General features: G+C 41.7%; 18 protein-coding genes. 9 read left to right on the top strand and 9 right to left on the bottom strand.

Going from position 1 to position 20908, the window contains the following annotated elements; genetic code table 11:
- Window positions 1–134: 134 nt before the first annotated feature.
- The 7 genes from MA_RS06695 (at window position 135) to MA_RS06725 (ending at window position 9701) form a co-directional block, all read left to right on the top strand.
- The gene (locus MA_RS06695) at window positions 135–1796 is read left to right on the top strand and encodes an IS1634-like element ISMac10 family transposase (protein WP_011021311.1); all 1662 of its coding nucleotides are present in this window, start codon (window positions 135–137) and stop codon (window positions 1794–1796) included.
- 225 nt (window positions 1797–2021) lie between these two features.
- Window positions 2022–2669, top strand: a complete 648-nt coding sequence (locus tag MA_RS06700) for a histidinol phosphate phosphatase domain-containing protein (RefSeq protein ID WP_048065078.1) — start codon at window positions 2022–2024, stop codon at window positions 2667–2669.
- A 410-nt stretch (window positions 2670–3079) separates the two neighbouring features.
- On the top strand, window positions 3080–5953 hold the full coding sequence (locus tag MA_RS28475; RefSeq protein ID WP_011021313.1) for a PGF-pre-PGF domain-containing protein: 2874 nt from the start codon (window positions 3080–3082) through the stop codon (window positions 5951–5953).
- Window positions 5954–6337: 384 nt separating this feature from the next.
- Window positions 6338–8404, top strand: a complete 2067-nt coding sequence (locus tag MA_RS06710; protein ID WP_011021314.1) for a PKD domain-containing protein — start codon at window positions 6338–6340, stop codon at window positions 8402–8404.
- Window positions 8401–8610 carry a hypothetical protein gene (locus tag MA_RS28480; protein WP_011021315.1) on the top strand — a complete coding sequence of 70 codons (210 nt, stop codon included), beginning with the start codon at window positions 8401–8403 and terminating at the stop codon, window positions 8608–8610. The genes MA_RS06710 and MA_RS28480 overlap by 4 nt, the downstream gene beginning before the upstream one ends.
- 447 nt (window positions 8611–9057) lie before the next feature.
- Window positions 9058–9354 (top strand): nucleotidyltransferase family protein, encoded by a 297-nt coding sequence (locus MA_RS06720; protein ID WP_048066199.1) that lies wholly within the window; start codon window positions 9058–9060, stop codon window positions 9352–9354.
- On the top strand, window positions 9351–9701 hold the full coding sequence (locus MA_RS06725) for a HepT-like ribonuclease domain-containing protein (protein WP_011021317.1): 351 nt from the start codon (window positions 9351–9353) through the stop codon (window positions 9699–9701). The genes MA_RS06720 and MA_RS06725 overlap by 4 nt, the downstream gene beginning before the upstream one ends.
- Here the strand turns inward: MA_RS06725 and MA_RS29745 are convergent.
- The 7 genes from MA_RS29745 to MA_RS06755 form a co-directional block, all read right to left on the bottom strand.
- Complete coding sequence (locus MA_RS29745; protein ID WP_394295990.1) at window positions 9685–9858, bottom strand: DUF2117 domain-containing protein; 174 nt, start codon at window positions 9856–9858, stop codon at window positions 9685–9687. The genes MA_RS06725 and MA_RS29745 overlap by 17 nt on opposite strands.
- Window positions 9821–10063: a DUF2117 domain-containing protein gene (locus MA_RS29315; protein ID WP_011021318.1), complete on the bottom strand. Its 243-nt coding sequence runs from the start codon at window positions 10061–10063 to the stop codon at window positions 9821–9823. The genes MA_RS29745 and MA_RS29315 overlap by 38 nt, the downstream gene beginning before the upstream one ends.
- A gap of 64 nt (window positions 10064–10127) precedes the next feature.
- A complete protein-coding gene (locus MA_RS06735; protein ID WP_011021319.1) occupies window positions 10128–12065 on the bottom strand; it encodes a hypothetical protein in 1938 nt (645 codons plus the stop codon).
- 20 nt (window positions 12066–12085) lie between these two features.
- Window positions 12086–14920, bottom strand: a complete 2835-nt coding sequence (locus MA_RS06740; RefSeq protein ID WP_226990782.1) for an ATPase, T2SS/T4P/T4SS family — start codon at window positions 14918–14920, stop codon at window positions 12086–12088.
- A 1301-nt stretch (window positions 14921–16221) separates the two neighbouring features.
- Window positions 16222–16446: a hypothetical protein gene (locus MA_RS26640; protein WP_011021322.1), complete on the bottom strand. Its 225-nt coding sequence runs from the start codon at window positions 16444–16446 to the stop codon at window positions 16222–16224.
- Window positions 16447–16642: 196 nt separating this feature from the next.
- Window positions 16643–17983 (bottom strand): radical SAM/SPASM domain-containing protein, encoded by a 1341-nt coding sequence (locus MA_RS06750; protein ID WP_011021323.1) that lies wholly within the window; start codon window positions 17981–17983, stop codon window positions 16643–16645.
- 288 nt (window positions 17984–18271) lie between these two features.
- On the bottom strand, window positions 18272–18616 hold the full coding sequence (locus MA_RS06755) for a hypothetical protein (protein ID WP_011021324.1): 345 nt from the start codon (window positions 18614–18616) through the stop codon (window positions 18272–18274).
- A gap of 50 nt (window positions 18617–18666) precedes the next feature.
- Between MA_RS06755 and MA_RS06760 the strand changes: the two genes are divergently transcribed.
- Window positions 18667–19053, top strand: a complete 387-nt coding sequence (locus MA_RS06760; RefSeq protein ID WP_011021325.1) for a DUF2971 domain-containing protein — start codon at window positions 18667–18669, stop codon at window positions 19051–19053.
- Window positions 19054–19453: 400 nt separating this feature from the next.
- Entirely contained in the window at window positions 19454–19750 is a 297-nt protein-coding gene (locus MA_RS06765; RefSeq protein ID WP_011021326.1) for a nucleotidyltransferase family protein, read from the top strand.
- Between the two features lie 137 nt (window positions 19751–19887).
- Here MA_RS06765 and MA_RS29750 read toward each other — a convergent pair whose 3' ends face one another.
- Together MA_RS29750 and MA_RS28490 are read right to left on the bottom strand one after the other, a co-directional pair.
- Window positions 19888–20325 carry a Fic family protein gene (locus MA_RS29750; protein WP_083755987.1) on the bottom strand — a complete coding sequence of 146 codons (438 nt, stop codon included), beginning with the start codon at window positions 20323–20325 and terminating at the stop codon, window positions 19888–19890.
- A complete protein-coding gene (locus MA_RS28490) occupies window positions 20271–20906 on the bottom strand; it encodes a Fic family protein (RefSeq protein WP_083755884.1) in 636 nt (211 codons plus the stop codon). The genes MA_RS29750 and MA_RS28490 overlap by 55 nt, the downstream gene beginning before the upstream one ends.
- Between the last annotated feature and the right edge of the window lie 2 nt (window positions 20907–20908).

The following is a 20908-nucleotide window of genomic DNA, read 5'->3' on the forward strand; positions in this document are numbered from 1 at the left end:
TCTAAAAAACAATATCAGCTGACCTTTTGCAAATTCTTTATTTGTAGATCCTAAATATTAAATTCACTTTAAAAAGTCTATTAATATTGTTTATTTCAAAAAGTTATTTATATAAGTAGATCATAATTAATATTATGGTATTTTTAAGAAAGAAACTCGTCAACGGGAAACCTTACTGGTACATAGTAGAATCTGCCAGAGTTGATGGAAAGGTAAAAACCATTTTTCAGGTTTATCTGGGTAGCGCAGAAAAAATACTTGAGATGAAAAGGCAATGTGAATCATTGCCCTATGATAAACTTAGATCCTTTGATTACGGCAAGCTTGCCGCACTCCTTCATGTGAATGAAGAACTTGGATTCACTGACATAGTTAACAAGCATACTGACAAAAAATTAATAGATGGATTGAGTGTTGGAGAATACCTTTTACTTGACGTAATCGGAAAAAGTCACGGCGTTTTAAGTGAAAACGGGATTGAAGAATGGTTCAAAAAATCCCCTTTAGCTTTCATGTGGAAATTCCCGCACAAGTTAAATTGTCAGAATTTTCTGAACCAAATGAATTATGTTGACTTAGAGACGATGAAAAAGATCGAAGACGATCTTTGCAGAGTTCTTGTAGGAAAGGGATTTACTCCATCAATAATGTTTGTGGATGAATCAAACTGGTTTACATATGCTAACAATTATGATGACGAGAGCGAACTGCTTCATAAAGGATATAATAAAAAGCATAGGAAAGACAAAAATCAAATCTGTGTTTCGCTAGCTGTAAACGAGGACAACATACCTTTTATTCATGAAACATATTCTGGAAATGTTCATGACTCTGAAGAATTTTCAGGCATAGTAGATAAAATCATAAACAGACTGACTGAATTAAATATCTGTTCTGAAGATCTTGTTCTTGTTTTCGATAAGGGTAACAACTCAAAGGTCAACATTGAAAAGGTAACATCAAAAATGAATTTTGTAGGATCTGTAAAAGCAAATCAGGCCGAGAAGCTTCTCGATGTTCCACTTTCCAAATATGAGTGTTTATACAAGAATTCGAAAGGTAACAAAATTTTTGGATACAGGACAAAACACCAGTTTTATGGAACAGAATATACAACCGTAATAACCTACAACGAGGGAACTTACAAGCTTCAAAAGAGCACTTATGAAACAAACAAATCAAGAATAATTGATAGTTTGGAGGATCTTCGGAGAAGATTAGAAAGCAGTAAAGGAAAAGAAAGAAACAGGAGCAGCGTAGAACGTGAGGTTGCAGGAATTATTCTGAAAAAATACAGTAGCGTTATAAAATATGAAATAATTGATGCTCTGGAAGGGAAGAAAAAACCTCAGTTAAAGTTCTGGATTGATGAAGATAACGAAAAAAAGTGCGAAAAGACGTTTGGGAAGAACATCCTATTTACGGACAAGCATAAATGGCAAACTAAAAAGATAGTGAAAACATATAACAGTAAGAATCTTGTTGAAGATGATTTTAAACTGTTGAATGATCACTTGCTTGTTCCTGTAGGACCAGTATATCATCACAAGGATGAAAACATTAGAGTTCATGTGTTTTTGGCTATGGTTGGCCTACTTTTCTACAGATACCTGGCATGGGAGACCAAAATGTACGGTTTCTCTATGAAAAAGCTCATTGAAAAACTGTCTGAGATCAAGATTGCGGTAGTTCAGGAAAAAGAGTCCAAAAAAAGCAAAATTATTGTGGAAGAAATGGACACAAAACAAGCATCGTTATTTTCTTTTCTGAACATGGAAAAATACCTGCCATTTTAACAAAATCGTTAGTGGCAGGATTATTCTTTCGTTAGGCATACACAAACAAAGCCAGAGGATAACGGAAAATCACTCATCTTTGAAAGGTGAGTTATAGTAGTTACAGTACTTTTCGGATAGGCTCTAAGTACCGGAAATATATCTTATGGGGAAAGTATATCTCTGTAAGGAAAAATCTTTATAACGATAGGAAAAGCCTGAGTTTTTTCGAACAGGGTGATCCAGTTGATTGACCTTCACACTCACACAATTTTTAGTGATGGAGAATTCCTCCCCAGCGAACTTGTCCGGCATGCAGTTCTCCACGGCTATGAGGCTGTTGCAATTACCGACCATGCTGATCACACAAATCTCGAATGGCTTCTGGAAGCCGCAAAGAAAGCAAAATACCTCGAAGAAGAATGGGATATCCGCGTCCTGTCCGGAGTCGAACTGACACATGTCCCTCCGAGGAAGATTGCCCCTCTGTCAAAGAAAGCAAAAGAGCTGGGCGCAGAAATCGTGGTCGTACACGGGGAAACCATCTCAGAACCGGTTGCCCCCGGAACAAATTCAGCCTCAGTTGCCTGTGAGTATGTTGATATCCTTGCCCACCCCGGCCTGATCTCGGAGGAAGACGTTCAGACAGCTGTAGATAACAACGTTCTCCTTGAAATTACCACCAGAAACGGGCACAACAGGACAAATGGCCATGTTGCCAGGCTTGCCCTCGAAATCGGTGCAACTCTTGTAGTGAACACCGATACCCACGGGCCTGGAAACCTGATCACCGATGAGACTGCCCTTAAAATTGCAATGGGGGCCGGGCTTACCGAATCAAGGGTAAAAGAAGCATTTGAAGCGTCTAAAAAGAAGGTAGCAGAGATAGTCTGAACTTTGAATATCTTGAAAATAAAGTTTCCGGGCGGGAATCCAGAGGAGTCTAGCCATTTTTTAATGTCTACTTTTGATGACTTCTATTTAATACAGTTCTCAAAGGGAATGATCTTTTTTCAAAAACTATCTTGTATGCGTATAAATGGTCACGCTTCACTTTAAAAATCTCAGTTTTAAATCTAAGTTCGCAAGTAGCAAAAGTCAGAAAGAACTTTGCTTGTAGTTATATATTGGGGGGTATAGTTTAGTTATTTATAGGATGTGTAATTAACCATAAATATAATTCACATTTAAAGAAATGTGGTATTATTGATTATAAATTATCTATTTAAGTGGGTAAGTAAAACAGATAGTATAGGATATACTACTCTATCTTTGAGAAATAGAGTCTATGTGGGGGAAATAAAGTGAAGAGTAAAACTCTATTCATAGTTTTTACTTTGATATTCCTGATTGGGGTACCATCTACAGTATCGGCAAGAGATATTATAGTGGGCAACGGAAGTGGATCATATTCTACAATACAGGAAGCTTTAGATGGTGCAGAAGCCGGAGATGTAATAATAATAAAACCTGGAACTTATGTTGAAAACATAAACGTTTCAAAAGCAAGGTTAACAATTAAACCGGAAACAAATAACGTGTTCATTGAACCGGCAGACAGCACAAAGGCAACTATTATTCTGAGCAACGTTGGGATAACACTAACCGGCTTTGATATAGATGGTAGTGTTTACGTTAATAACGCAATGTTAGGTAATAGTGAGTATTATCTGAACAATATGAGCCAGATAACAAACAACGTTATTGAAAATGGTGGTATTGGCGTAGGATCTGAGAGTTCCGGTATTATCATATCCGGAAACAAAATCACCGGTGGTACTGGTATAGACGTTGCATGTTGTGGGGATTACAATGAAATAACAGATAATGATATTTTAAATTGTTCTACAGGAATTTATGTTTATGATGAAAGATATGTGCCACCTATTAGTGGTAACAAAATAAACAACTGTGATGTCGGAATACATGTTTCTGGCTTATATTATGATCTCGAAAACAACGAAATCACAAATTGTGGTGTAGGAGTAATAGCCGGAGAAACCGGTGGTGCAAGTTTAATTGGAAATAAAATAATGTACTGCTCAGACTGCGGGCTTAAAGTGCTTGGTTCTTTAGAAACTAAAGGGGCCTATAATAATTATTTTAACAACACGGTGAATGTAAAGTTTGGAGACTATGAAGACACATATACCTGGAACACCTCCCTCACTGAGGGTACAAACATATTTGGTGGGCCATATCTTGGAGGCAATTATTGGGCAAAGCCGGATGGAACCGGGTTCTCTCAGACTGCTGTTGATGCAAATGGAGATGGTATTGCAGATTCGGCTTATGCAATATCTGAAAAGAACTATGACTATCTGCCCCTCACAGCTAAATATAATTCAGCATCACCTGCTTCCGACTTCACAGCCAACGTGACTTCCGGAACTGCTCCTCTGGTTGTGTTGTTTACTGATACCGGCAGTGGCGTAACTCCGACTTCCTGGCTCTGGGACTTCGGGGATGGGATAACCTCAAAGCATGCCCGAACGGCTACACACACGTTTACGAATCCGGGGACTTACGATGTCAGTTTGACAGTAACCAACGCTGCAGGCAGTAGTACGGTGAATAAATCAAATTATATTTCTGTTACTCCTCCGCAGGCCCCGGTAGCGGACTTTTTTTCTCCGGAAGTAAATGATCTCAGAGATTTTGGAGAGTCGATTCCAATAAATGAAACCGTATCGTTCATCGACAATAGCACCGGATCTCCCATGTCCTGGCTCTGGGATTTTGGAGATGGTGCCACTTCAACAGCCCGGAACCCTGAACATGCATACAGTGCCAGGGGTGGGTATACTGTCAACTTAACGGTAACTAATTCTTTTGGCAGCAATACAACAAGCAAATACGGTTACGTACTCGTCGGGGTCATAGACGCGCCTGCAATCCCTGCATATTTCTCTTCCGACGTAAGATCCGGAAATGCCCCGCTAACGGTGACATTCGTCGACGACCTGGATGCTGAGTCACCAAATTATCCGATCTGGCGCGAATGGGATTTCGGCGACGGAGTCGTCCAAACTTATATGGTGGATGACAACGACTCGGCGACACCATATGCAATGCATGTCTACAAAAAACCCGGTAAGTACACCGTAACACTGTACATGGATAACCGCGGCGGGAACTCTATCATAACAAAATACCATTATATCACGGTCACAGACCCAAATGCAACGGTGGTGAATTTCTCTGCGAATGTAAGTTCCGGCCCGGCCCCTTTAGTTGTATTATTTACGGATACCAGCACCGGTCCGGCTCCTAGTTCCTGGCTCTGGGATTTTGGTGACGGTATAAATTCAAAACACGCTATGAACGCAACACATACTTTTACGGAGCCAGGGAATTACACAGTCAGTCTAACTGTGGAAAATTCCGCAGGTAACAATACGGTTACAAAGACAGATTATATAGTTGTCACAGATCCGGTTGCTACCAGTTCCAGTGGAGGAAGCAGCCACAAGAGCAGCGGTGGAAGCAGTGGTGGCGGTGGAGGCGGCTCTCCCGAACCTGCTAAAAACGTTGAAGTAAAGGAGCTTTCCCAGGTCTTCATTACGAACGGAAATGAAGTGAAGTTTGATTTCACAAAGAATGCGACCTGTGTCGTGTATGTGGGTTTTGACGCAAAGAGGACTCTGGGTAAAACCACAACAATCGTCGAGCAGTTAAAAAACAGTTCTTCGCTTGTCTCCGAGTTGCCTGAAGGTGAAGTCTACAAGTCCTTTAATATCTGGGTCGGAAGCGGTGAAACCTCAAGCTCAAAGAATATAGAAAACCCGGTCATCGGTTTCAAGGTTGAAAAGGCCTGGATACAGGATAAAGGGATAGATCAGGCTTCAATCTCCCTGAACCGGTATAAAGATGAAAAATGGGAACAGTTTCCAGCCAGCCTTTCAGGGGAAGATGATAAATTCCTGTATTTCACGGCCGAAACTCCGGGCTTCTCTTCATTTGCTATTACAGGGGAGAGTAAGAGTACTTTGGGAGGCTCTGAAACGGGAGCAAATCTCGGATCTGAGACTAGAGCGGTTGATGAAACCGATGAGGGTAATGAAGGACCTGAAGCTGAACAGGAAGCTGACCCGAAAGAAAGTGCAAGTTTGCCGGGCTTTGAGATGATTTATGGGATGGCCGGTTTGCTTGCAGTATTCCTGTATAGAAGGAAGTAAAAAAGGTTGAATACCTGAATTTTATGTAAAAAACAGAGAGGGGAATTAATCCCCATCTTCTTCTCCTTCTTCTTATCTTTTTCATCTACTCTTATTTTCTGATATTTTCGGTTGCTTCCTGAATTTTCCAGTTTACAATTCTCACTTCTATGATTATGCTTTGAGTTAAGTTAATAATGGAAAACAAAAACTAATCGATTCAGAGATTACTATTTGTTCTCTAAGTCAATCATTTATTTACTATTGTGTAAATAAATAAAAATCTATATATATTAATGAAAACAAATTAAAATCAGTAATTAATTATCATTATTCTATTAGGGTTCAAAACTGTTTGATCAACTGTTTGATCTTCATAGATGACTTACTTGGGGGGCAAAATAAATGAAAAGTAGATGTCTTTCTATTTCATTACCCTTTCTACTTTTGTTACTTGTCTCAAACACAGCATCAGCTGGACAGGAGATTCGGATTACATCATATGACGAGAGTGGTTTCAATCCAGCTATTTATGATGATAAAGTTGTTTGGGCTACAGGCTACATATACATGCGAGATCTGTCTACAAGCAAAGAAGTACAGATTACAAATGAATCAGGTTCTTCACCCGATATCTACGGGGACAGAATTGTGTGGGTGCGTGGGGATAACATTTACATGTACAATATTTCTTCCAGCGCTGAAATTCAGATTACAAATGAAAGTTTGAATGAGGGACAAAAGGAGTTTCTAGGAATTTCTGGTGATAGAATAGTATGGGAAGATGATCGCGACAGAAATGAAAGTAATAGAAACTGGAATATCTACGTTTACGATCTATCTACTTCCAGTGAGACCCGGATTACTTCTGTTCCGGCCACTACCGGCAGTTTTGCAACCACAGTTTCTATTTACGGGGACAGGATCGTTTGGGTGGGCCGAAACGACAGCGAAACCTGGAGAAATACTGATATCTACATGTATGATTTCTCCAGTTCTACTGAAACTCGAGTTACCACCAGTGGGTCAGCAGGCGGTCCTAAAATTTACGGTGACAGGATAGTGTATATGGACCGGCGCAGTGGAAAATCTGAGATTTATCTGTATAATATCTCTACTTCTGCAGAAACTCAGGTTACTACCGATGGCTTATCTCATTCGATTTCCGCAATCTACGGGGACCGGATAGTTTGGGAGGATAATCGCAACGGAAACTGGGACATCTACATGTATGATCTTTCCACTTCCATGGAAACTCAGATAACAACTGATAAATCAGATCAGAGGGAGCCTGATATCTACGGGGACAGGATAGTGTGGCAGGATTATCGTAACACTGATCCAAACGAATACTATTGCGAGATTTATATGTATGATTTTTCGGATAAATCTGTAGTCCCATTTGCTTCTTTTACTAACAATGTAACATCCGGGTCTGGAAACGTACCATTAACAGTGTTATTTACTGATACCAGCACTGGAGGAGAGCCAGCATCTTGGTACTGGGATTTCGGAGACGGCATTACTTCAAAACATTCTCAAACGGCTACACACACATTCGCGAGAACAGGAACTTATAACGTCATTATGACGGTAACCAATTCCGCTGGCAGCAGTACGGTGAAAAAATCAAATTGTATTACCGTTACTGTCCCGCAAGCGCCTGTAGCAGACTTTTTTTCTCCGCAGGTAAAGCCGTTTAGAGGAATTTCTGTAAATGAAACTTTATTGTTTATGGACAACAGTACAGGATCACCCACATCATGGTTCTGGGACTTTGGTGACGGAGCCACCTCAACAGTCCAGAATCCAGCGCATACGTACAATGCTAGGGGTGGATACACCGTCAATTTAACTGTAAGTAATTCTATTGGCAGCAATACTACAAGCACATATGGTTATGTACTCGTTGAGGGCACGGACGGACCTGTAACCCCTGCATATTTCTCGTCCGACATAACATCCGGAAATGCCCCGCTAACTGTGACATTCGTCGACGACCTGGATGCTAAGTTTCCAAATTATCCTATCTATCGCGAATGGGATTTCGGCGATGGAGTCGTTCAAACTTATATGGTGGATGCTAATGAGTCTGCAACACCATATGCAACACATGTCTATGAAAAGCCCGGTAAGTACACTGTAACACTATCCATGGATGACCGCTGCGCGATATCCACCATAACAAAATACAATTATATTACGGTCACAGACCCAAATGTGCCACTGGCAGATTTCTCTTCAAACGTTACCTCAGGTAGGGCGCCTTTAGTTGTATTATTCACTGATACCAGTACTGGTCCGGCCCCTACTTCCTGGCTCTGGGATTTTGGTGACGGTATAAATTCAAAACATATGAATGCAACACATACGTTTACTGATCCTGGTGTGTACGACGTTGCTTTAACAGTGGCAAATAAAGAAGGGAATAATAAGATGAAAAAATCAAGCTATATCACCGTCACCGCTTGAAATCTCAGGGATTACCTGTTGGAAACTTAACTCTCCCTTGCACCAGCCCGCTGAAAACAACCCTTGAAGCAGCCGCTGAAATCGCAAAGACAAGTACTGTAATCGGGAGCATGCAGGCGAGGTCGTATTTCAGCTGCGTCCGGCCTCCTCCGTATTCTATGCCTCCCGCAAAGCGGGTAAGAATTTCACTGATAATTACAACGTAAGCCCCTATTGCAAGCAGGAACTGGTCTGGAGGGACAGATTAGGAAAAACTGTCGGGATTAATCTCTGTTTTATCCAATAATTATTTCGCTTTTTAGTTTCTTTTATTGCAGCAAAATATCGTATACAAGTGATCCGTTATTTTACTAACTTTGAATTTGTTTCATTTTACATGGTCATCCCACAGTACCAAAATGAAATTGGAATTTACTCAACGTTAAATCTTTAGAGTCATCTGTATTGTATCGTGTATTGAACTCTTGAATGGTTTTAAATCTGCGAAATCTTTATGGGATAAAAAACGGTTATATTAATTTTAAACCTTTTATAAACGGACTGCAGGCTATTGCGATTGCATCGTAACTTCCAGGAAATCTCCAATTTCCTTTTATCTCGAATCGCAATTCGGGCGGGATAGATTTAAATTGAAAAAAACGAGATATATCAACATGCACACTGTGGAAGAAAGGGAAGATTTGTTTCGCAAAATTTCTTCCTTTCTGAAAAAATATGGGGCAACTAAAGTATCTGTTTTTGGATCTTACGTTAGGGGTGAAGAAAAACCGGAAAGCGACATTGATGTCCTGGTTGAGTTTGCCGAACGGAAAAGCCTGCTCACTCTGGTGAATATAGAACTGGAGCTTTCTGACTACCTGGGCATAAAAGTCGATTTGCTTACTGAGAAGTCGATAAGTCCTTACCTGATTGATGGAATTAAAAAAGAAGCCAGAGTGATCTCTGAATGAAAAAGGACGACAGAGTATATCTCAACCACATCCTCCAGTCAGTCTCCTTGATTGAAAAATATACAGAAGATCTTACCGAAGAAGAGTTCCTATCAAATAGCCTTTTTCAGGATGCGACTATCAGGCAAATCCAGATAATAGGCGAAGCTACTAAAAACCTATCAAAGTCTCTGAGAGATAAGTATCCACAGGTCCACTGGAGAGGAATAGCGGGTATGAGGGATAAATTGATCCACGATTATTTCGGTGTGGATATCAATGCTGTCTGGGATACCATAAAGGAGGATATTCCTGCTCTCAAAAAAATAGTCTTGGAAATTATCCAGGATCTTAATGGAAACCCTTAATCTTTTGCTCCCGAGTCCATTTGAGTGCAGGAAATATTTTTGTCTCGCAGGTAACGTTATCGCAGTCTCCGTCTGTAATTCCAATGATAGGAATTCCGAGCCGGTAGAGGATATTGCCGCTATGGTCTTGGTGTCGCTGTGGTGCCGTCTCCGACAGTGATCACAAGTTCGGCTCCGGAAGCCAGTTCGTAGGAATTTTCGGCAACGTTGTCTATAAGCATAACTTCTCCTGTCCCGAGCCTGCAATGAGAAATCGATTTCCGGGCGCTGGTATTTTCTTTTCGGGCAGCCGGGAATGAAGAATTGCTTCTTCGGATCTCACCGCTTTTTATACAGGCTCCGGCAAGGTCAACAGGGTCCATTTTTTCGTAATTGAGGGGCTTTTCGCGTCCATGTTCCTTTATAGCTCATAGGAATCATTCAACCTCACACCATCCCGCTGAAGATAACCCTTGAAGCCGCAGCCGAGACTGCAAAGATAATCACCGTAATCGGGAGCATGCAGGCGAGGTCGTATTTCAACTGTGCTCTATCCCCTCCGTATTCTATGGCTCCTGCAAAGCGGGTGAGGATTGCACTGATTATTATAACGTAAGCCCCTATCGCAAGCAGAAACTGGTCCGGAGGAATGGACTGCGAAAAACTTTCGGGACTGATTTCTACAGGCATTCCGGAAAGGTCTGCAGGGACCCTGCTTACCCTTTCTGCTACCTGGTTCAGGATTTTTGTGATAACTTCGGAAAGGGCAAGGGTAATTCCTGCAATAAGGGGGGCAAAGATTGCAGCAGTTGAACGCATTGTTGAAGTGACGTCATAGAGGGAACGCCTGATCCTCTCTTCAACGGCACTGAGTTCTTTTAAGTGGTCTGCAAGCTTGATTATCGAAGCTCCTGCAGCTTCGTGGTTTTTATGGACACTTTCCGTAAAGAGGAGCATTGTGTTTCTTATCCTCTCGGAATATATGTGTCTGAAAGCTCCGAACTCTTCGTCAAAAATCGCATCCCTGAGATTTGTCCTCATGCTGAACAGGTTCATGGAAATCTCCTCAAAGGCTTCCCCGATTTTTGAGCCTTCCATGGTTCTGGAGGTATGGGCAAAGGCTTCTTCCGGGGCTTTTCCTTCCGAAATCCTTCTTCCTAGCACAAAGAGGGAATCTGCAAATTCCAGCTCCATCTGTTTTATCCGGTCTCTTATTTTCTTATATGGAATAGACGAGAAGTACAGGTAAATCGAGATTCCTGCGGCTCCTCCCACAACAAGGGGAAGAGTAGGGGGAAGATACCCTCTGAGGGGTTCGGTTGAGACCATTTCTCCCGGGTTTCCTATCATCAGCAGGAGGTATCCTGAAGGGGCTATCAGCAAGAAGGCCAGGACTGAAAGCGTTATGGCAAACCGCTTTTTTTGCACGATGTCCGAAAGGTCAGGGTGGGAATCCGGGATCTGTTTGGGGATAAAGGCAACAGGCCTCTGCATCAGGATATACTCCGAATATACCGCTGCAAGGACGGGAAAGACAAAGTCGTAGAGGAGGATCAGGTCCGTAATCTCGGGTTTCATCCCCACAACCGTGACCGCAGGCAGGAGAGCGACAAGGGCAAGGGGGATCAGGATAAAAATCGAGTAGAGGATGTAACTTGGGGTCTTCAGCTTTTCGGCAAAAGCCTCCATCAGGCTTTCAGTCCCTTCAAGGCTGACGTCAAGGGCGCGGTTCAGGGTGATGACCCTCTGGGCTTCGTCGGGCTCGGCTGTGGAACTCTTGATCAGGTGGAGAGAACGTTTGAAATATTCGCTGTTCCTGCCCCACAGGTCGGCAAAAGAAAGGAGAGCATCATCCATGCTGCTGTAGAGCCTCAAATTCAGGTCCCAGGTCAGTTTTTTCAAGTCCATGGCAAGAGGTCTCTCCGAGTTCCGGGCTGCAAAAAGAACAGCATGTTCCAGATTGGGGACCAGCTTCATTGACATGATGATATAGCTCAGGATTTCAGGGATGTCCCCGAGGGAGGAGATTTTCATAAAGCTGGCCTTTATCTTCACATACTCGCTCAGATAGCAGAGAACTATCAGCGGAAGGATAAAGGTCAGGGTTCCCATTATGAAAAGAGTCCTGGGTTCAAAACTCCGGGAAAGAAGAAGGAAAAGGTCTGTCCCTAGCAGCAAAATTAAGGTTATAAATGTCCCCACGTAAGAAAATAAAACTGTCTCAAACGCGTCCAGGTCAAAACCCGTGAACCTGAGGGCATCTCTGTATTCAGGGCTCACGCTTTTTTCGCATTTCCGGCTGAAAGCCTCAGGGTCAGGAACAGCCCATATCCACTGCTTCGCCGTGGTCTTGCAGGCTCTAACGTACCAGCTGCTTACTTCCATTCTCTGCTCCTCTCAGGCAGTTATTTTGTTTCTTGTAACTGTTTTTCCTTTTCCAGTAGTTTTTCCTTTTCCAGTAGTTTTTCCTGTGTCAGTTGTTTTATTTCTGCTGTTTGTTTTTCTTCTATCGGCCGTTTTTCCGGTACCGTTCGTCTTTCTTTAGCTAGTTGTTTCCCTGTTCCTTTTTTTCCGGTCCCTTTTTTCTCTGCTCCTGTGCATACCCTGGAAAAGTTTTCAAACCAGGTTTCCCACTGTCTGTAAAGCTCTTCAGTTTCATCCCTTGAAGCCGGTTCGTTGTCAGTTTCAAATCTTCCACTACCTGCTTTTATGGAATCCGAAAGCAGCCAGAACATATTGTTTGCCTCGCTTACGGCTTCGGCTTCAAGCAGGAATGGCCTGTGAATCCCTTCAGCTGCAATCCTTTCTTTTATCCTTGTCCGGAGTTCGATATTTTTCAGGGCGCTGTCAATGGAAATCCCCCATTTTCGGGCAATCTTCCCTATAAGTTCGGACTGCCCCTGCTCGAGCACCTCTCCTGCAAACAGACAGTCCTGAGCAGCACCATAATACATGATATCTCTGAAGAGTTCCGATGGTTCGGGGTCTTCTATCGACTTGCCGGTTACTTCCGAAATCCGGCTCACCCGCTTCAACTTTTTCATACTCCCCCCGGGCCTGATTCCTGAACAGATTATCACTGCATCGGTCGCTTTGAAAGAAGCCGGAGGAACCCCAAGGGTGTGCACAACTCTCTCGTATATGTTTTCAACGGAAGAACCGTGGATGGTTCCTATAACGGAGTTTCCGGCATTTCCTACCTGCATGGCTTCGTAGAGCACTTTAACTTCCGGCCCCCTGACCTCCCCAAGCACCAGAGAAGAACTCCCGAGCCGTAGGGCAGCCCGGAGCGCGGTTTCAGGGCTCATTTCCGCCCCTGACTTCAGAACCGAAGAATGGGAACTCATCCCCTGTACCTTCCAGCCCAGTTCTTGAAGCTGTTCTGTCGGGAGTTCGTGTGTGTCTTCAATTGTAAGGATTCTGTACTTCTGAGGGATCTCAAGCAGCATTGCTGACATAAGCGAGGTCTTTCCGGCACCCACTTCTCCGGCAACAAGGACCGAAGCCTGCCCGTCCATAAGAAAACTCAAAAACCCGGCGGCAAAAGGAGAAATCGAACCTGTATTGATCAGTTTCGGCAGGGTCCAGGGTGTTAGGGAATGTTTTCGGAAAGCGTAAGCAAGCCCGTTTGCACTTAGCGGGTCTCCTATTACGGATACCCTTACCCCGAAAGCCTCAAGGTTGAGTTCAAGCACGGGGACAGCTTCTCCAAATGGCCTGCCGCTAATTGTCCTGAACCTTGAGACCAGGGCGTCAAGGTCGTCCTGCGAAAGAAAGACGTTGCTCGTACATTCCTCCCCTTCCATCACAACGTGCACGGGGTTTGTATCCGCAGGGGCATTGATGTACACGTCCGTTATCCTCGCATCGGAAAGGAGGTCTTCTACGATCCCTAGCCCGTTCGTATACCTTGCAAGGAGGTCGGCATAGCTTTCAAGCTCATCCGGGCTGCAGGCTTTCCCGCTTTCGAGAAGTTCTTCCCCCAGCAAGTCTTTTGCTAGGCGTTTGAAGTACTCCCTGGCTCCGGTCGGGTCTGCAAAGGCGAGGTCCTTTGGTCTGTGCCGGATCATTTTTCTCCTTATTTTCTCAAGGAGCCTGAGTTCCTCCTGCCTGAGATTATACTCGGGAGGCCGGATCATGTAAAGTCTTTCAGGCCTGTCTGTGTAGCGGTAAATGGTGACCTCAAGGTTTCTTCCTTCTCTGCCGTTTATGTCATAACATTCGAGAAATTCGGTATTTTCAGGAGCTTCGGTGTAAATTCGCGAACTGGAAAAAGGCGGCCTGACATGAGATTTGATCCTGCTTTCGTAGGCGAAAAAATTATCATCTGGCTTTTTGTTCTCCTTTCTTTCGTTCTCTTGTCTCTGATTCTCTTTTTTTTCGTTCTCTTGTCTCTGATTCTCTTTTCTTTCGTTCTCTTGTCTCTGATTCTCTTTTCTTTCGTTCTCTTGTCTCTGATTCTCTTTTCTTTCGTTTTCCTGTCTATTGTTCTCCTGTTTTTTTCCAGCCCCGGAAAGTGAGAGCGAAACATTTCTGGATAAGGAAGCAGGAGTTATTTCTCCCGGAGTATTTTTTATAAGGGTCTCGATTTTCTTTCCTGATTTTCTGGTAACCTGGACTTCAGGAAAACAGGATATTTTTTCTTCAATTTCATTCAGGATGCTATAGAAACACTCCGAGCATTCAAGACAAATAGAAGTTGTTTCCGGAACTCTGCCAGCCTTTTTTTTGTGAATAAGCTCTCCTAGCTCCAGCCGGGCTTTTAAGGGATCGGTTCCCACGGTTTCGGAGAGAGAAGCAATTATCTCTTTTCGCTCAAGGCTGCACGCCTTTTTTTCGGGACAGGCACATGCTTCAGGCACAACTTCAATGCTCCTGTAAGCAGCAACGGTTCCTTTGAAACCTGCCAAATCATAAAGCAAGGAGAGGGATTTTCCTTCGTAGTCCCGTTCATAGAGCCTTGAGAGTACAAGACAATTGGCATGAACCTCCCTCCGGAGGATGCCGAAGATATTTTCCCTGCACTGCGGATCATTAAGGGAAGACCCGGCTTCGCATTCCCTGCAGTTGATTACAATTGTTTTCCGGTTTTTCGTCTGCTTTATCCTGTGCGGGCAGTTTTTTTCTTCCTCTTTATCTTTTACTTGAAGCAGGCACGGAATTAAACTCTTAACAGTATCCTGCAGGCTGCAGGCAGCGTCCTGAAGTTTTAGCATTATATTCAGAATAGAAACCCCCATTTCCCCTGGCTACTTTGAAATTTAACTTCAAATGTAATAAGAGTTTCTATCTATCTTAATATTGGACTATCAAAATTTAAGTATAAATCTCAATCTTCATATGCGCCTGTATTTTTTATATTGTTCATGAGCCTTTCCCAAAACTCAAAATTTGCTTCTCTGTATATCGTATTTTAAGCGACCAATTGAACTTATGACTATGAGACAATTCTGAATATTTATGTATTGAAAATAAAAATGGGTTTTGGGATGAGCTCCATAATTAACTACTTTTTTAGAATTAATTTTATATGTTTTGTAAAGAATGTGTTTCTAATTCTTCAATTGAATAAATATCAGCAAAATTAATTAATTATATGTATTACAATTAAGCTATTATGAATGATGTTTAAAAGAAAGACTGAATTCTGGAATAAAGAATCTTTATATTCGCTTGATGGTAAAAATTCCTACAGTTCTTCTGATTCTTTAAGTTCCTCAGATAGTATAAACATACGTACAGTATTAGAGAAAGGTGCTGGTTCTGACCCATGTGAAGATAAAATATATAATTTTAATTATTTCAACTATCAAATAAAAATATATGCAGGTTTGGGAATTTTGTTACTATCTTTATTTTTCTTTATGGGCACTGTTTTTTTATTGTTTACGTATTCCATTGGTCCCATTAATTTACTCATGTTGATTGCTTTTTTTTCATGGGCCTCGGTTATTTCTGTATACTACATACGTAAGCAGCAATGGATCTTCGCTAAAAAATTTTTAAAATAACTGAGTATAGATCTATATGAAAAAAGCAAATTTTTGTTCGGGATCTTGAACTTTTTAATTAATTTTTAGTTTGTCTGGTTTTGTGGATTATCCCGTTAGTTCTTGTATTTTCTATCTACTGTTAGGGGACCCGGCTAAAACTGTTCAGATCTGCCTGCACCTAACCCGACGAATTAGACAGGATTTATGCGGGACCAGGGCAATCGATCAGTATTGCTGACTGATCTCAAATGAGCCCTTTTTTTCGCGGGAAAGATCGCTCTCCTGCGTCGAGCGGGACAAGAATAGTTTGGTTCAGTGAATGATGTTGCACGGGTAAGAGAAATCCATGCGTCTTCGGTTAAGTGAGGAATCGTGATAAATTGCCTCCATTCTCACAACAATTGTCAATAATTTTAATGTGTTGTGGACTGGAACTGGGTATCGATTTCATGTAATAAGGCCAAAATTTAGGGCAGCCTTTTGGTGCAAAATCGATAGCTTTCAGGCAAGAAAACTCCTTAACCGATGACCAATGAAGAGAAATCTAATTATTCCTCTTGATCAAAGTTCCAGACTCTAAGCATCAAGTATCCGCTTGAGCAAAGCTCACTTCTCAACCCACAAATAGTCTGCTTGAGCAAAGCGAAACAGACAGCGCACTGCAGAGCCGCAACTCTGCCGAAACAGACAGCACACTGCAGAGCCGCAACTCTGTCGAAACAGACTGCAAGCTTCCGAATCGCAATTAGGATGCCGAAGCTTTTGAGTATCAATCAGTACCTTCCGAAAATGAAGTCTAAAGTGTGATAAGCAGTTTTAACCATAAGCAGTTTATCAACTTCATTATCGGATCTCTTTATCCTATCACTATTCGTTGAATAATATATCGAGTATATATCGAGTATGGTTTGTTTATAGAAATCTGTTCTCAAGTCACGACAGGATATCGAGAAATTAATAAGTCCGAGATTACGTCATTATTGGAGTTATATTAATGTTGAACATTTTACTCCAATACTCATTTGCAAGACACCCTCCGGCACATATATCCGTATATGGGCAATCGCAAGCGGGCTTTTTCCGTAATGAAATCATCGTATCGCTATGCCATAGGTCCATGATTTTCATATCGCGGATATTACCGATTGTGTGGTCCAGGTTACCGCAAGCTCGCACGTCTCCATCTGCACTGATATACATCAGAGATCTTCCTGCTGGACAGCCGTATATTGCTGCGTTATTCCCTATTTTGTAGTAGGGAGGAAAACCCCCGCTTTCAACTTTTAAGTTATTTATATTTTTATCGCTTAAGGTTTTAAGATTATTTGCCATTTCCGTTTTTTCCTCTTTTTTCCATTGACTGAGTTGGCTACCCCTTCCTTTAGAGAATAAAACGAGAAAACGAATTGATTCTACCTGCAAATCTCTTGCAAGCTGGATCATTGCCTCCATCTGGTGGGCATTTTCATTCATAACCGTACATGAAATGTTTAATGAAGAAACATTATGTTTCTTGAGCAATTCTATTGCTTTACATGCTTGGGAAAATGCTCCTGGACGGCCAACAATAGCGTCATGGGTTTCACTATCGGCTCCATGTATACTTACCTGCACCGAATCAAATAAAATCGCAATTTTTTTTGCCAATTCTTCATTTATTAGCCAACCATTTGTACTTGTGGACAGAGTACGAATTCCTGACATTCTTGCAATAGTAGCTAATTCAATAAACGATGGATTACAGGTTGGCTCTCCTCCCATGAATGAGAATTCAGGAATTCCTATTTTACCAGCCTGCTGGATGACATCAACATAATTCTGAAGAGACATTTCACCTTCAGTTGTTGTCGGAGAAGCTTCCCTTGAGCAGTGTTTACAATGAAAATTGCATTTTTTTGTTATGTCAAGTTCAATTTTTAAAGGGATATGGCAAAACCATGTAGTCTGTGAACTCTCATAAAAATCAAAATATTTTTGACTTACTTCCGGGATCACTAATTTAGCAGTTGTGTTTTTTTCGTATCCTATTAAACCATAGCGATAATATTGTTCAATCTCTTCTAAATCTTTCTCATTATGGCAGAGATCATTCACACTTTTTCCACGAATTAGCTGTAGAAGACCAATGGAATCCGTCAGGAATTGACCATTATTATTCTCAACAATAAACCCTGCATTCATAGGATAAACGAATAAATCTTCTCTTAAATAGAGCGGGGCTTCTTTATCAGATATTACTTTTCTTTCATACGTGTATGAAATTTCAGGTATCGAACAGGGAAGATATTGTTCATTTTTGAATATAATCATGATTTATCCCACTTCGCATAGCTATGTTTTTATCGAAAAGAAAATTAACAAATCTGGCTCTTTGCTGTTTTGAGTGGGATGAAAATAATTCCCCGGTTGAAAAGTGACCATCCAGAATAGACAAACATCCATCTTGGATGTCATTTTCCAAACAAATGCATTTAATTATTAAATGTACTCAAACATTCTAAGTATTGCACTCATATTTAGAAAATAATTATAATTTTAGAAAACGATTGCAATTACCCCACTTAGAGAGCCAAAAAGTTATATCGCGAACAACACCATTCACTGTTCTAAATTCACGCCTTTTTCTTTAAAGTATTTTACAACAGACTTTTTATTTTCTACTATATATTCTTTGATGAGTTCCTGATGATCTCTAATATTTATTGAGAAGCTATCACCAGCGCATCCCCATAATTCAGGCATTTCTAGTCCAGGCATTTCGGCCGGGCATTTTCCTTCTCTGCAACACCCTTTATCCTGGCAGCATCCCTGGTCCTTAACGCATCCGCAGTCATTGCCTGTCTCAATCAATATATCCAAGGCATCGTCGATTTGTTTTCTGGCCTTTACTTTTGTAGACGATGATACGCCCTCAACAACTTTTCCAACAACTTTTCCCGGCATATATAAATATAGGTATTATTGATACTTAAAATTTTGTTTCATGTTCGTAAGTGATTGACATTTTATATGTCTGTGAATTCGGTTTAGGAAATTTCTGTATATGCGGTTGGCATGAAAATGACTATGAATCTGCAGCAATGTGGAAACTATATTCGGATCTTGAAAACGGAATTGCCATCCAATCAACTTTCAAGAATTTAAAAGAATGCTTTTTTGAAGATGAGCCTGATGTTGTGATCGGGAAGGTAGAGTATCTTAATTATAACGAGGATTCAATACCTTGGGGAAATAAATTATACATATACAAGCCTTTCGTGTACAAAAGACGAAGTTTTGAATACGAACATGAAATTCGGGCCATCGTTTTTGTTCGTAATGAAGAAAAACGAAATAACAAATGGAATTTACGTTCCGGTTTCTCTAGATATATTAATTGAAAAAATATTTGTTTCTCCTAAGGCACCTAAATGGTTTTTAGACTTGGTGAGATCAATCTCAATAAAATACGGACTGGATAAAGAAGTAATTCAATCGGATCTATATAATGGACCATTATATTGATAATTTCTAATTCTGTGTCTCTTTGATTTTTTCTTGGTTTAGGGATATTTGTTGTCAGACCTCTCTCCTTCGTCGAGCGTGGCAAGAACGACATAAAACAGCGAATGACGTTTTATGGGTCAGAAATATCTAGAATTTAGTCCTCTTGAGCGCAGTGAAAAGGACCTCGTGCTGTTGCACTTGCAGTGCAACTCCCAGGAAATCTCCGATTTCCTGTGATCCCGAAGCGAAACTCGGGCGGGATAGATTTTAATTGAAAAAAACGAGATATATCACATGCACACTGTGGGAGAAAGGGAAGATCTGTTTCGCAAAATTTCTTCCTTTTTAAAACAATATGGGGCAAGTAAAGTATCTGTTTTTGGGTCTTACGTTAGGGGAGAAGAGAAACCAAAAAGCGACATTGCCATCCTGGTTGAGTTTGCCGAACGGAAAAGCCTGCTCACTCTGGTGAATATAGAACTGGAGCTTTCTGACTACCTGGGTATAAAAGTCGACTTACTTACTGAGAAATCGATAAGTCCTTACCTGATTGATGAAATTAAAAAAGAAGCCAGAGTGATCTCTGAATGAACAAATATAAAAATTGCTCACATGCTACATATAATCAATAGCTTTTGAATAGCTTTTGAATAGCTTTTGAATAGCTTCTGAATGGCCCCCAATCAGAAATTGAGCACGTAAATTACCTGCTGACCGATTTTCCCATTTTATTTCAGGAGTTTTTTGTCAAGCATATCCTGGATGTCACGATTTGCAGTGGACTGACTGACATCACATATTTCCTGATACTCATTGCTTGTGATCTTACCATTTTCTTTTAAATATTCAATCGCCTTTACCTGCCGGCTGCTCAACCCTATCTGTCCGAATTTTTCTTTCATCGAACGGTCGCTGCTCAGCTTCAGGACCGTTTTTTCGACTCTTGAGATTTCCACGGCAATGCCGAAAAGGAAATATTCGAACCATTCGGTCAAATCTCTGTCCCCGGCATCCGCACTTGAAAGGGCGGAGTAATAAGAGGGCCGGTCTTTGTTGTAGTGCTCCTCAAGAGCGAAAAACCGCTTGGTATCAAAGCCTCTCTTTGTCAGGATCAGGCTGGCAAGAGCCCTCGCGGTTCTCCCGTTTCCGTCAACGAAGGGGTGGATTCTGGCAAGTTCCTGATGAGCAACTCCTGCCTACACGGCGGGCATGAGGTCAAGGGCATCTTCGCTGTTAAGCCACTCGACAAGGGCTTTTGCCAGGGCAGGGACTTCAGCAGGTCCCGGAGGGTATAGGTGACTTTCCAGGTTTTCGGGTCTCCGACAACGACCTGCACTTTCCGGTAGTTGCCGGCAGAATCATCAGGAAGGATATTTTTTGCCGTGAGCCTGTGGATTTCCAGGAGAAACTCTTCGGTTATGAGTCCGTTTTCAGGTAAGGAATCGATATATTTCAGTACATCCACATAATTCTGGACTTCCTTTTTGTTCTTTTCGTGGGCAAGGACCTCTTTTCCCTCTATAATAAGCTCAACTTCCTCAAGAGTCAGGGGGTTTCCCTCGATACTTGTCGTGTGGTGGGTCTGCTTTATAAGGGCTTCTCGCTGGAGCTGTTTTTCCCATGCCGGAATCAGAGGGCTGTTTATGATGACTTCCCTGGCAGCCTGGATCCTTGCAAGCAGGCGCATGATTTTGTTTGTGTACTTGAAATTTGGCTGAAACATCCGTTTATCCGCCTTTCCATCCATTA

The organism is Methanosarcina acetivorans C2A (assembly GCF_000007345.1).
GTDB classification, from domain to species: domain Archaea; phylum Halobacteriota; class Methanosarcinia; order Methanosarcinales; family Methanosarcinaceae; genus Methanosarcina; species Methanosarcina acetivorans.